General features: G+C 37.0%; 14 protein-coding genes. 7 read left to right on the top strand and 7 right to left on the bottom strand.

Going from position 1 to position 12,683, the window contains the following annotated elements; all coding sequences use genetic code 11:
- Window positions 1-182 precede the first annotated feature (182 nt).
- From ASG31_RS17820 to ASG31_RS17830, 3 genes are read right to left on the bottom strand one after another with little or no spacing between them, the layout of a single operon-like run.
- Window positions 183-515 (bottom strand): hypothetical protein, encoded by a 333-nt coding sequence (locus ASG31_RS17820; protein ID WP_056036063.1) that lies wholly within the window; start codon window positions 513-515, stop codon window positions 183-185.
- A gap of 42 nt (window positions 516-557) precedes the next feature.
- Entirely contained in the window at window positions 558-863 is a 306-nt protein-coding gene (locus tag ASG31_RS17825) for a hypothetical protein (RefSeq protein ID WP_056036067.1), read from the bottom strand.
- A gap of 1 nt (window position 864) precedes the next feature.
- Window positions 865-1,197 (bottom strand): HopJ type III effector protein, encoded by a 333-nt coding sequence (locus ASG31_RS17830; protein WP_056036070.1) that lies wholly within the window; start codon window positions 1,195-1,197, stop codon window positions 865-867.
- 577 nt (window positions 1,198-1,774) lie between these two features.
- Here ASG31_RS17830 and ASG31_RS17835 point away from each other — a divergent pair.
- From ASG31_RS17835 to ASG31_RS17855, 5 genes are all read left to right on the top strand, one after another.
- Window positions 1,775-3,157 carry an RtcB family protein gene (locus ASG31_RS17835; RefSeq protein ID WP_056036072.1) on the top strand — a complete coding sequence of 461 codons (1,383 nt, stop codon included), beginning with the start codon at window positions 1,775-1,777 and terminating at the stop codon, window positions 3,155-3,157.
- A 130-nt stretch (window positions 3,158-3,287) separates the two neighbouring features.
- Window positions 3,288-4,037 (top strand): DNA polymerase beta superfamily protein, encoded by a 750-nt coding sequence (locus tag ASG31_RS17840; protein WP_056036075.1) that lies wholly within the window; start codon window positions 3,288-3,290, stop codon window positions 4,035-4,037.
- Window positions 4,038-4,042: 5 nt separating this feature from the next.
- Entirely contained in the window at window positions 4,043-4,681 is a 639-nt protein-coding gene (locus tag ASG31_RS17845; protein WP_056036078.1) for a hypothetical protein, read from the top strand.
- Window positions 4,682-4,690: 9 nt separating this feature from the next.
- On the top strand, window positions 4,691-5,839 hold the full coding sequence (locus ASG31_RS17850; protein WP_056036080.1) for a DNA polymerase beta superfamily protein: 1,149 nt from the start codon (window positions 4,691-4,693) through the stop codon (window positions 5,837-5,839).
- An 89-nt stretch (window positions 5,840-5,928) separates the two neighbouring features.
- The gene (locus ASG31_RS17855; protein WP_056036082.1) at window positions 5,929-6,306 is read left to right on the top strand and encodes a hypothetical protein; all 378 of its coding nucleotides are present in this window, start codon (window positions 5,929-5,931) and stop codon (window positions 6,304-6,306) included.
- Between the two features lie 211 nt (window positions 6,307-6,517).
- Here the strand turns inward: ASG31_RS17855 and ASG31_RS17860 are convergent, their stop codons facing one another.
- On the bottom strand, window positions 6,518-6,952 hold the full coding sequence (locus ASG31_RS17860; protein WP_056036085.1) for a cold-shock protein: 435 nt from the start codon (window positions 6,950-6,952) through the stop codon (window positions 6,518-6,520).
- A 459-nt stretch (window positions 6,953-7,411) separates the two neighbouring features.
- Here ASG31_RS17860 and ASG31_RS17865 point away from each other — a divergent pair, with 459 nt between their 5' ends.
- Window positions 7,412-7,819: a 5-fold beta-flower protein gene (locus tag ASG31_RS17865; RefSeq protein ID WP_056036087.1), complete on the top strand. Its 408-nt coding sequence runs from the start codon at window positions 7,412-7,414 to the stop codon at window positions 7,817-7,819.
- A 108-nt stretch (window positions 7,820-7,927) separates the two neighbouring features.
- On the opposite strand, the gene ASG31_RS17870 is transcribed toward ASG31_RS17865, so the two are convergent.
- The 3 genes from ASG31_RS17870 to rpsO all read right to left on the bottom strand — a co-directional run bounded on the left by ASG31_RS17870 (window position 7,928) and on the right by rpsO (window position 11,939).
- On the bottom strand, window positions 7,928-10,201 hold the full coding sequence (locus ASG31_RS17870) for a polyribonucleotide nucleotidyltransferase (RefSeq protein ID WP_056036089.1): 2,274 nt from the start codon (window positions 10,199-10,201) through the stop codon (window positions 7,928-7,930).
- A 157-nt stretch (window positions 10,202-10,358) separates the two neighbouring features.
- Entirely contained in the window at window positions 10,359-11,531 is a 1,173-nt protein-coding gene (locus tag ASG31_RS17875; RefSeq protein WP_056036091.1) for an acyloxyacyl hydrolase, read from the bottom strand.
- Window positions 11,532-11,669: 138 nt separating this feature from the next.
- Complete coding sequence (gene rpsO / locus ASG31_RS17880; protein WP_056036093.1) at window positions 11,670-11,939, bottom strand: 30S ribosomal protein S15; 270 nt, start codon at window positions 11,937-11,939, stop codon at window positions 11,670-11,672.
- A 166-nt stretch (window positions 11,940-12,105) separates the two neighbouring features.
- Between rpsO and ASG31_RS17885 the strand changes: the two genes are divergently transcribed.
- Window positions 12,106-12,651: a hypothetical protein gene (locus tag ASG31_RS17885; RefSeq protein ID WP_056036095.1), complete on the top strand. Its 546-nt coding sequence runs from the start codon at window positions 12,106-12,108 to the stop codon at window positions 12,649-12,651.
- The last annotated feature ends 32 nt before the right edge of the window (window positions 12,652-12,683 follow it).

Raw genomic sequence — 12,683 nt, forward strand, 5'->3', positions numbered from 1 at the left:
AAGGCTGAAGTTAAAATTAAAATCACAAGCGTGAAAATTCCCCTCCTCTGGAAATCGAGGAACGAGATTCGCCGAATCATTTTAAAAATTAAAAACATTGAGGCACTGGTGGCGAAAAATCTTTGATTTTTTGACGGGTGGTTACACGCGAATCATTCCACAAAATTATTTCCCTACATCCATCACTCCCACTCTTCCCCCGTAATCGTCCTAAAAAAAACATCCGTAGAATATGTTTTACCTTCATACACAAAGCTTTTCAAAAATGGATGTATTTCAACTTCATAATATTTTGAGCCATCCGGATAAATTCTGAATTTTATCTTCAAAACTTCTCCGTCAACCTCTTCAATATCATCAAGATTAAAAATCGTAATAACAGGAATAATTTCCTCACCAGTCAATGCATTTTCAAGTCCGAAACCATTGATCCACAAAGACATTCTGAATTCATTTAAATCTGTAATAAGTTTAAAATTCCCATTACAAACCAATTTCTCTTTTCTGTACTGCATTTATAAAGTTTTAAGGATTAAATCTTTTTTGTTGATTGACATTTATTGAAAGTTGGTGGTGACAAGAACAACTGCGGCAAGCAAAAAGTGAATTATAAAAACACAATATTTCGTGATATGACCTGTAAAACGATCCAATAGTAAACCATAAAAAGGAAATTGTAAAATGCCTAAAATAAAAAATGGAACAGTAATAGACTGCTGAAAAATCGTTCCTGCCATTCCAAAAGGAAATAAAACTATTGCAGGAGAATAATATCCATGTCCACCACCCATTAAAAAAAATACAAGTAGAAGTAATATGGGAGTGAGAATACTAAAAATAAAGGTCCATTTATATCTTTTCATTCTACTTTCTCTTCAAAGCATTTCCCTTGAAAGAAACTCCATCCCAGCCATACTCAATAAAATTTCTGATATTCTGATGATCCGTCCCTTCAGGATTTTTCAAAACATCTTCCCTGTAAAAAGAACCGAAAAGAGCTAGCGTATCTTCCTTAGTCAAATCATTCAGCTTCGCAAAACTGAAGACTTTGCAAGAGCCATTATTCTGACCCGCTTCATTCAAGGTATTTCCATTCGTAAATTTTGTCGGAGTAAAATCATAATGCGCATCAATGAATGCAATCACATCATTAAACTGAATCTCCTCCGCCGATTTTTCTAATTGTTCGAATAACATATTTTTTATTTTAAATTGAAATTGAAAAGACTTAAAAACCGCACAAGGTTTTTAAGTAAATATTTGACTATGAAAAATTTAATCAAAATCATTTGCCCCGACCTTAAAGGGAGTGATTTCTTTTAAATTTTAAGCAATTTTTCCTCCCTTTAGGGTTGGGGTAAAGAAAAATTATTTAAAATTTTCTCAAAAATAATCAAAATAATTTCATCTACGCAAAAACATTGCGCAATTACGTAATTACTTTGCATTATGAAAATGACCTTGTAGCTTAAAAGGAAAAGCCTGCGAAAAAATTGACGTATTCGCAGAGTTTGAGGATATTCCGGTTAGACCTGTGCGGACTAATGGGTAGAGTTTACAGATGCACCGAAATTTTAGTAGGGAAGCGTATTTACAGCCTCAATGCCAATTTGGAATGTGAGTTCGAGTCTCATCAAGGTTACAAAATTTAAAAGTCGAATCACTCGCAGCCCGACTTGAACGCAGCTCTTTTTGTGAGGAGGTACGACGAGCAAAAAAGCGGGAGTGGAAGGCGGTCAAGCTGCCCCAAATAAAAAAAATTAAACAATAAATTATGAACACAATCAACGGAAACCACCTTATCGAATTAGGTTTCAGACCATCAAAATGGTTCAACGAAGCCATCCAACATATTAATGAAAACCAACTCACTGAAAACGAGATGAAAACATACCTTGAACAGTTCAGATCACCCGATCCGATTCCTCTGCATGCTGAGCCGAAAGACTTTGTCATCAACATCCGTCCGGAACATGATAACGAAATCGACAACGTGGAAAAAGTCATCAACACGATGACAGTTCTGATGAAAACGCCAACCCTAATCAGCGGAGCCATTATGCCCGATGCCTGCCCGACAGGTCCTGAAGGTCAGATTCCCGTTGGCGGAGTGGTCGTAGCGAAAAACGCCATTCATCCCGGATTTCACTCTGCAGATATCTGCTGTTCGGTAATGCTGACTGATTTTGGAAAGTCCGATCCCAAAGAAGTTTTGGATGCCGCCCATTCCATCACCCATTTCGGATACGGCGGAAGACCGAGAGGCGAACAGATGCCCATGTCTCAGGAACTGATGGATGCTTTTAGAGAAAATTTCTTCTTAAATGATGAAAAACTCATCAGCATTGCCCGTTCGCACATGGGAACACAGGGAGACGGAAACCATTTTCTTTTTGTAGGAACATCAAAAAACACCGGAAACACAATGATGGTCACCCATCACGGTTCAAGAGCTCCGGGCGCCGCGCTGTACGATAAAGGAATGAAGGTAGCCAACCGTTTCAGAATGGAAATCTCCCCTGAAACCCTGAAAGAAAACGCATGGATTCCCTACGAAACCGAGGAAGGACAATCCTACTGGGAAGCTTTGCAGCTGATCAGAGCATGGACAAAAGAAAACCACGAAGCCATTCATAATACTGTTTTGGAGAAACTGAATACCGAAAAACAAAACAGATACTGGAACGAGCACAACTTTGTTTTCAAAGACGGAGATTTGTTTTACCACGCAAAAGGAGCAACGCCTCTGGACGATAAATTCATGCCCGACATCACGGGACCAAGACTGATCCCGCTGAATATGGCAGAGCCCGTTCTGATTGTTCAGGGAAAAACCAATGAGAGAAACTTAGGTTTTGCACCCCACGGCGCCGGAAGAAATTTCAGCAGAACCCAGCATAAAAAATCACTGGCCCACAAAACCATTGAAGAAGTTTTCGCCGAAGAAACCGCAGGTTTAGACATCCGTTTCTTCACCAACGACATCGATATCTCCGAGTTGCCCACCGCCTATAAAAGCGCCAAAAACGTCAGAGCCCAAATTGAAGAATACGGTCTGTGCGAAGTACTGGATGAAGTGATGCCCTACGGATGTATTATGGCGGGTGATGTGCAGAAGAATGCGCCGTGGAAGAGGAAAAAGAAGTTTAGGAAATAATATGTTTTTGATAAACATCTTAAAAATCTTCATAAAAGTTTGTCATTCCGCAGGAATCTATGCAAATATTTAATTTTTTGTACGGTAATTCCTGCGGAACGATAATTATAAAATTTAAATAACTAATACAATGACACCAAAAATATTAGAAAAACTCAAAGAGACAGAGGCAAAAAGAAACATAGAAATATTGCTTGCAGTAGAATCAGGAAGCCGCGCCTGGGGTTTTGCGTCTCCCGACAGCGATTATGACATACGGTTTATATATCGACACGACAAAGACTGGTATCTTTCGCCATGGGACAAAGATGAAACTATAGAATTTATAACAGAAGACGATCTTGACGGTTCCGGATGGGATCTGAGGAAGACTTTTCATCTTCTTTTGAAATCCAATGCCGCATTGCTGAGTTGGTTCTATTCTCCAATCGTTTATGTGAAAAACGCAAAATTTTATGATCTTTTTAAACCTTTGGCTGATGAAGCATTTTCTCCGATAGCGGTTTCTTACCATTATCTGAGTATGAGCAAAAAATACCTCGAAGCATGCCGGACAGATGAAGTAAAATTGAAATCTTATTTTTATTGTCTGCGAACTGCACTCACGGGAAAATGGATATTGGAAAAAGGAACAATACCGCCAGTTTTGTTCAGCGAACTTCTCGTCTTAGTTGATGATTTTACAAGAACAAAAATAGAAAATCTGGTTGCCTTAAAAGCCACAAAAGGAGAATCTTATTTTCATGCAAATGACTGGGAGTTATTTGGGTTTTTAGAGGAGATGGTGAAGGATAATGAGGAAAGAGCGAAAAGTTTGGGTGCAGGGAAAACGGACAAAAATAAGATGGAGAGGGTTTTTAGGGAAATATTGTTATATTAGATTTAATGAAAAAGTATCTGGACTTACTTATAAAGCATAAAGAAAAACATCACACATCGAAAAACTACAATGCAAAAACAGCATCGATGTTTTCGTACATGAGAATGGAATTTGGGTTGGAAATAGCGCCTGAAATCGAATACTTCTATACTTATTTTGATGTAAATGATGATGTATTGCAAACTTTACTCTATTCAAACTTTAAAGACATTACTCTTTTTTACAATGAAGAGTTTGTTGAGTATGTTGTCGAACGGTGGATTAATCTACATGGAATTGACGAAAATACAAATCAAAATATTGAAGACGCTTTTTCAATCGGTAGATTCGAATTTAACTTTAAAAATAATGCTTTTAATAAGCATATTCAGGAAGTAGATTTTTTACAAATCTGTTTTGAAGAACTCGGCTCTGATGCACATCTATGCTTCTCAATTGGATCCCATATAACAGGAGATTGCGGAGGCAATATTTATTTAATTTTGAATGGTGATTCCAGTGGATGCATCACAACAGATTTTGGGTATGAAAACTTTTCAGAAAATGCCTTGAATTTTTACTACAGTAATTTAGAAGAAGAAAACACATGGCACTGCCTTGATCAATACAAAGATTATATTGAAAAAATTGCTAAGGATGCTTAATAATATAGAATGTTAATTGAAACCTTAAAATCCCTAAAACTCATCCTCCTCGAATCCATCTCCGGAAGCCGCTCGTTCGGGCTCGCCACGGAAAATTCAGATACAGATATCAAAGGAGTTTACTATTTGCCAAAACAAGATTTTTTTGATTTAAACTATATCCCGCAGATTTCTAATGAGACAAATGATATTTCGTATTATGAAATCGGGAGATTTGTAGAATTACTGCAGAAAAACAATCCCAATATTCTGGAAATTCTGGCAAGTCCGGAAGACTGTATTCAAATTAAGAATCCTTTGATGGATTTGTTTAAGCCTGAAGATTTCCTGTCGAAATTATGCAAAGATACATTTGCCGGTTACGCCCTTTCTCAGATTAAAAAAGCAAAAGGACTCAATAAGAAAATTTTAAACCCAATTGAAAAGGAAAGAAAATCGATTCTTGATTTCTGCTATATTTTAGAAAATAACGGTTCTGTTCCGTTAAAAAAATGGTTGCGCGAATTCCCCTCCTCTGGAAATCGAGGAACGAGATTCGCCGACTCATTTAAAAATAATAAAACTTATGAGGCACTGGTGTCCAAAGGACGGGGTGGTCTCTCGCAGGAAAAATGTGGATTGGTGAGCATCGACAACACTAAAGGAATGTTTGCACTCTTTTATGATGAATCGGGAGATTTAAATTATAAAGGAATAATCCGGAACGGAGAAGCCAATGAGGTTTCCGTATCATCAGTTCCGAAGGGAGAAAAATGTATTGCCTACTTGTTTTGCAACATCGATGCCTACTCCACTTACTGCAAAGATTACAGAGAATACTGGAAATGGGTTTCGGAAAGAAACGAAGACCGCTACAACGTCAACCAAAATCACGGACAAAACTACGACAGCAAAAATATGATGCACACGATTCGTCTTTTGCAGTCTTGTGAGCAGATTTTTAAAAACAGTTCATTAAATATCAGAGTCGATAACCGTGACGAACTGTTAGACATCAAAGCCGGAAACTGGTCGTATGAAAAAGTTTTAGCGAAAGCAGAAAATTTAATAAAATCAATCGACCATTACCATTCCATCTCAAAACTCCCTGAATATCCTGATAGAGATAAAACCACTGAAATTTTAGTGGAAATAAGAGAAAAGTTATATTCTCATTAAACACAGCAAAGAGAAAAACTTACCATTGATATTTTAATTCGTGTTCAAAATAAATTTCTAAATTTACTTTCAAATAAAAAAACACTGATATGAATTTCGACAATAAGTTTACCAAAGATTTCGAAGAACAATTCCAGAAACACCTTCAGGCAGTAAGAGGGATTTCTCCTGAAGATTTTGAAAAGATAAAACAAAACCTGCAGATCGTTTTTAAATTATTAGAGGATTTTAAAAACAAGCCGGATAAAACACCCGAAGATTTTGAACAACTGGCTGCCATAACTTCCAGACTAAAACCTCTTTTGCAAAATATTGAAGATATAAACCTGATTTTAGGAGAAAGTTTAAACAGACAATCAATCGCTTATTATGAGAATGTCAAAAAACTGGCGAAGGAAGGAGACAAAGAAGCGGAGAAAATTTATCTTGATCTAAAAATGTATTTTGAAAAATTTGATGCTAATTGATTTAACAAAAGTTTTATATTTTAAAATTTTAAACTAACATTATTATGTCTACCCGCTGGTGCGAGCTTCACGATCGTACCCATTGCCAGAGATAAAGAGTAAACAAGCGGCTTGCGCAGCAAAATAGCTATAATTAAAACCATAGCATCCCTTAACTCCACAAAAAAAGAGCTTCAAAACTGAAGCTCTTTCTGTATGAGTAATCAAAAGATTATTTCACGATTTTAATATCAATCGCTGAAAATCCTTTTGGTGATCTTTCTTTTTCGTAAGAAACTTTATTCCCTTTTTTAAGGATTTCTGTAGCGTTGTTGCTGTGGAAGAAGATATTCTCTTTAGAACGGTCTTCGGTAATGAAACCATAACCTTTATCGCTGAAGAATGTGATAATCCCGGTCTTTCTAAGTTCCTCCTCTTCGATTGGTGCTGCCCCAAGCTGAATATCATCAAGACTGATCTCGATTTTTTCTCTGTTTTCAGGTGGTACAGAAGTAAGCTGACCATTTTCGTCAACGTACATAATCATATCATCGAGACTTTTGCCTTTGTCGTTGTTGTCTTTACGGTCTTCACGACGAAGCGCTTTCTCTTTTAATTTTGCCTGTTTTTTCTTAAAGTTTTCTTTTTTTGAAAAAGAATCTGCCATATATATTTTAAAATTTATTTGTTACTGATGACGTTAAAGATAGAATTTTTTTCCGGATTCTACCACGTTTCCGGCCAGATACTTTGCAGAAGTGCATCATTAAGGTATTCTGTTGTTTTCAGTAGTGATAAAAGATTGCCTGTATCAATATTTTTTTGAGGAATAAACCGGCATCTGAAATGTGAAACTGATAGAAAAAAATAAATGCCCAAAACTTTTCTTTAGCAAAAGCTGTAAACATTCAGTTAATCACTCTGCAAATATACAACAAATATTATTGGAAAACAGCTTCATAATAACTTTTTAGTTTTCAATAACTTATCATTCAGATTTGAAAAATCTATAATTACATCTGAAATTTTGTTGATAAAAGTCGGTTTCCCTGCCGTCAATTGAATTCAGATTCATTTAAATAATTTTATTATCTTCAACACTGAAAATTTTAAATTAAAATAAGCCATGGGAAAAATCATTTTTGTAATACTTCTTTTCAGCCTTACCACAATAAGCGCGCAGACCATCGAATCATCCAGCCGCACCACCACAGGTTACATCAAAAGTGACGGAACAATCGAGAGCAGCAGCCGTTCGACCTTAGGTTACATTAAAAATGACGGCACCATTGAAAACAGCAGCAGAAGCACGATTGGTTACATTAAAAGTGACGGAACGATAGAAAATAAAAACCGTTCGACTGTGGGCTACGTTAAAAAAGACGGAACGGTGGAAAACAGCAGCCATTCAACCCTTGGTTACATCAAAGATGACGGAACTGTAGAAAACAGCAGCCGCGCTACCATTGGCTATGCAAAAGGCATCAGCAAAGAATGGGCAGCAGTTGCATTTTTCTTTTTTAACTTTGATTAATATCCGTTTTCTGGAAAAAACTTCATAAGATAGCGCGGATTTGCAACCGTGCTTAAGATAAAATAAAAAAAACCACCGAAATTCGGTGGTTTTGTATGTATAAGATGATTAATCTTGTGGTTCGTTCAAAGGTTTGTGCTCACCCGGTTGATCTCTTCCTTCAGGATTTACTCTACCTTCAGGTCTTGCAGGTCGGTCTTGTCTGTCCTGTCTGTTTCCTTCTGGTCTTCCCTGTCCTTCTTCTCTTGGTTTTTGAGCCGGTCTTTCCGGTCTTGGCAATAAAACTTTTCTTGAAAGTTTCATTTTCTTACGGTCGTCATAACCCATAAATTTCACCTCAACCTGATCGCCTTCGTTGTAAGGAACTTTGTCTAAACGAGCCCATTCGATTTCAGAGATATGAAGAAGACCTTCAGTACCTTTAGCAATCGCTACAAAAGCTCCAAAATCCATTACTTTCACTACTCTTCCCTGGTAAACTTCACCTACAACAGGTACAAAAGTAATCTCGTTGATTTTTGCAATCGCCTCGTTGATTTTCTCTCTGCTTACACCTGAAATTTCGATTCTACCGATTTCGCCAACTTCTTCAATTGCGATAACTGTATCAGTATCTTTCTGCATCTGCTGAATGATTTTTCCACCAGGTCCGATTACCGCACCGATGAAATCTTTAGAGATTTCCATCATCACCATTTTCGGAGCGTGAGGTTTCACGTCTTCTCTTGGTGCAGAAATAGTTTCATTTAATTTATCAAGAATATGCAATCTTCCGTTTCTTGCCTGTAAAAGAGCTTTCTCCATGATTTCCATAGAAAGTCCCTGAACTTTGATGTCCATCTGGCAAGCCGTGATTCCGTCTGCAGTTCCGGTTACTTTAAAGTCCATATCTCCCAGGTGATCTTCATCACCCAAAATGTCAGAAAGCACAGTGTATTTTCCTGATTTCACATCAGTCACCAATCCCATTGCAATACCAGAAACCGGCTTTTTGATTTGAACACCCGCATCCATCAACGCTAAAGTTCCTGCACAAACAGTTGCCATAGAAGATGAACCGTTTGATTCTAAAATATCAGAAACAATACGGATTGTATAAGGATTTTCTTCAGGGATCATATTTGCCAAAGCTCTCTGAGCTAAGTTTCCGTGACCCACTTCTCTTCTTGAAGTTCCTCTTAAAGGACGCGCTTCACCCGTTGAGAATGGCGGGAAATTATAATGAAGGAAAAATCTTTCGTCATAGTTTACCATTACGCTGTCTACCATGTTTGCATCTTTTACCGAGCCTAAAGTTACAGCTGTTAAAGACTGAGTTTCACCTCTTGTAAAGATTGCAGAACCGTGAGCTCCCGGTAAATAATCTATTTCAGACCAGATTGGACGGATTGTTTCAGGATCACGACCGTCAAGACGGATTTTATCATTGATAATCATCTGACGCATCGCCTCTTTTTCAACATCGTGGAAGTACACTTTTACGAAAGGAGTAACTCTCTCAAGTTCTTCAACGTTTTCAACATATTGAGCTAAAAATTCGTCACGTACCGCTCTGAATTTTTCTCCCCGTTCTTCTTTTCCTGAAGGAGTTTTTGCTACTTCATATACTTTATCATAAGTTTCTTTCCACACTTTCTCACGAATTGCTTCGTCGTGATTTTCGTGGCTGTATTCTCTTTTTGGTAATGATTTGCCTACTTTTTCAGCTAATCTTTCCTGAGCTTCAACCTGTTTTTTGATTTCTTCGTGGGCAAAAGTAATCGCTTCAAGCATTTCTGCTTCAGTGATTTCCTTCATTTCACCTTCCACCATTACGATAGAATCTTTGGTTGCACCCACCATAATGTCAAGGTCAGCCAATTTAAGATCTTCATAATTAGGATTGATTGCCAGTTTCCCATCGATTCTTACTACTCTTACTTCAGACATTGGTCCGTTGAAAGGAATATCTGTAATTGCAATCGCTGCCGAAGCAGCAAGACCTGCCAAATCATCCGGAATTGACTGTCCGTCATAAGAAATCAATGAAATCATCACCTGTACCTCCGCGTGGAAATCTTCAGGGAATAATGGTCTTAGAACTCTGTCTACCAAACGCATTGTCAGGATTTCCTGATCTGAAGGTCTGGCCTCTCTTCTGAAAAAGTTTCCTGGAATTTTTCCACCTGCGTAGAATTTTTCTCTGTAATCTACTGTCAATGGTAAGAAATCTACACCATCTTTTGCTTCTTTGCTGGCTACCACAGTTGCTAAAAGCATTGTGCCACCGATTTTTACTACAACAGAACCGTCAGCCTGTTTTGCCAGTTTTCCTGTTTCTAAAGTGATCTCTCTGCCGTCTGCAAGAATGATCGTTTCTGTAATTGCTTGAGGTATACTCATAAATTGTTTTGTGTTGCACTCCGTATTGAGTGCTTTAATTATTATATTTCGTCTAAAATGTGGTGCAAATTTAAGGTATTATTTGTTATAATATCCTATTTTATAGATTTAAGAATCGATTTATAAGTTTTAAACTTTTAGATCTCAAATAATTGCCTCACTTTCTGTTTTTCTTTTTTGAAATAGTATAGCCCAGCTTCCATTCCAGATAATTGGCAATATGAAAATTGTAGGCGTTGATTCCGAATGACGCAAACAGCCGGTCTGTAATCTGATACTGAAGACCTATTTTCTGAAATAAAATATCTTTGTCATACTGTCTGGTTTTCTTGAATGGATACACTCCTGCACCGATGTTTACGTATAGTTTCCCGATCATCAAACGGTAGGTTGGGATGATACTCAAGAGCATCCTGTCATTAGAAAATCTTTTTTTCTCATACAAAGTACTGTCCTGAACATAAGAGGTGTGATTATATTCTCCATCGTAGGTGATTCCTACTCCTAAACCATAGGCAGATTTGTCTGAATACTGATGCATGTAAAGAGCATCGGCACCGAAGACGTTGTACTCGTAACCTTCATAGTACTTCAGATCGAAGCGGTTTTCACCCTGATAAAAGGAGTCTTTTCTTCCGCCAAAAACAGAGAATTCCAGAGTATTGTTTTTTTCGGCCGGTTTGTATACAGTGTCGGTTTCAATGGGTTTGATTCTTTCAGGATAATAAGTGAGACTGAGCTGTCCGGCAGCCATATTCAGACCTTTATTGGGGATTTTTGTAGCACCGTTGGAGAGATGATTAAATTTTAAATTTAAACCTACATCAAAATGCTCATCCAGTTCATAATGCAGTCCTGTGGACAGGCCGATGTACATATTTGTTTTGGAGCCAACAGAAATATTGTAATACTGCCTGTCAAAATCAAAATAATTTGAATTGAAAGAAATCCCGAAATTAATTCCGTACATCCATTTAAGTCTGTTCCACTGGTTTATTTTAGCGTTGTAAATCCCATAAAAACCATAAGGACTTCCCATGTCTTTTCCTTTCAGAAAATCTAAAGCAAAAACACCGAAACCGATTTGAGGATAATTGAAAAGTTTTTCCCAATCTCTGCTGCCGTCGGTCTGTTTCAAAAACTGAATGTTGTATCCTGAAAATGCTTTATGTCTGTAAAAATTCAGAGATTCGTTGGTGGGAATAATTCCGCCATATTCTCCTGTTGCCGCAAATGCCCATTTTTGAGGCTTCAAGCTGTCGTTTTCCTGTGAAAACACAAAAGCATTTGAAAACAGCAGGATGGAGAGAATATAAAATCTGTGGAGCACGGGCTTGTTATTTTAGAAAGTGGCAAATTTAATGATTAGGATTTAAATAAAATCTAAATTATTCTTAGTTTTAAAATTAAATCCACAAAAAAAGCAACCTCTTTCGAAGTTGCTAATGTTTTTAGACTATCGCTAAGATTATTTTCTTAATCCTAATTCAGCGATGATCGCTCTGTATCTGTTGATATCTTTTTTCTTAAGATAATCAAGTAAGCTTTTTCTTTTACCTACCAATTTCACCAAAGATCTCTCAGTATTGAAATCGTGACGATTTGCCTTCAAGTGCTGAGATAAGTGGTTGATTCTGAAAGTAAATAAAGCTACCTGTCCTTCAGCGCTTCCTGTGTCTGTTGCAGATTTTCCGTGCTTTGCGAAAATTTCTGACTTTTTTTCTGTTGTTAAGTACATTCCAATATTGTTTAATGATTATTATGTAACGGGTGCAAAAGTACAACATTTTTTTGAATAGGAGTACATCCTGATCTTATTTTAAATTTAAACTTAAAAATTCTGTATATAATATCACTTATATATCTGTTATCTCATTAAAAGACAGTATTTTTGTAACTGTATCATGAAAAAAAATTTAGCTCTTATCCTGCTGATTATTTTTGCTCTGCAAACCAACACAGTTTCAGCGCAGAAGCAAAGGGATTCTCAAAACATTCTTTATTTTAATCCTGAAGTAGAACCGGATCTTGAGGAAATAAAAGACCCTACCAATCTTGCATTTTTCAGTGCTGTATCAGACCACATCAGCCTCCACAAAAAAAGCAAAATGATGAAAACTGAAACCCAGATGCCTTTTGATACGGCAGATCCGCAGACAATTTCGGATTACGCCTCAAACAACGACGCAGATTTTGTGACGGTTTCTAAAGTAAAATATTTCAAAGTGGGTTTAGGAAAATATGTATTCTCAAATCAGGTTGTAGTGAGCATGAAACTGTTTGATAAAAGCGGAAATCTCATCACAGAATCTTCTTACGATACCTACAGAAAAAATATGCGTATGCTGGGCTCAGCCGAAAATTCTATTAAAATAGGAACTGCCGGAGCGCTCAAAACCATCCTCAAAAATCTGAAAAAACTGAAATCTGCGACAGAAAAGGAGATTTGAAGTTTAATAAAACCTTAAATTTAGGCATTTCT

The organism is Chryseobacterium sp. Leaf404 (genome assembly GCF_001424145.1).
Taxonomy (GTDB): domain Bacteria; phylum Bacteroidota; class Bacteroidia; order Flavobacteriales; family Weeksellaceae; genus Chryseobacterium.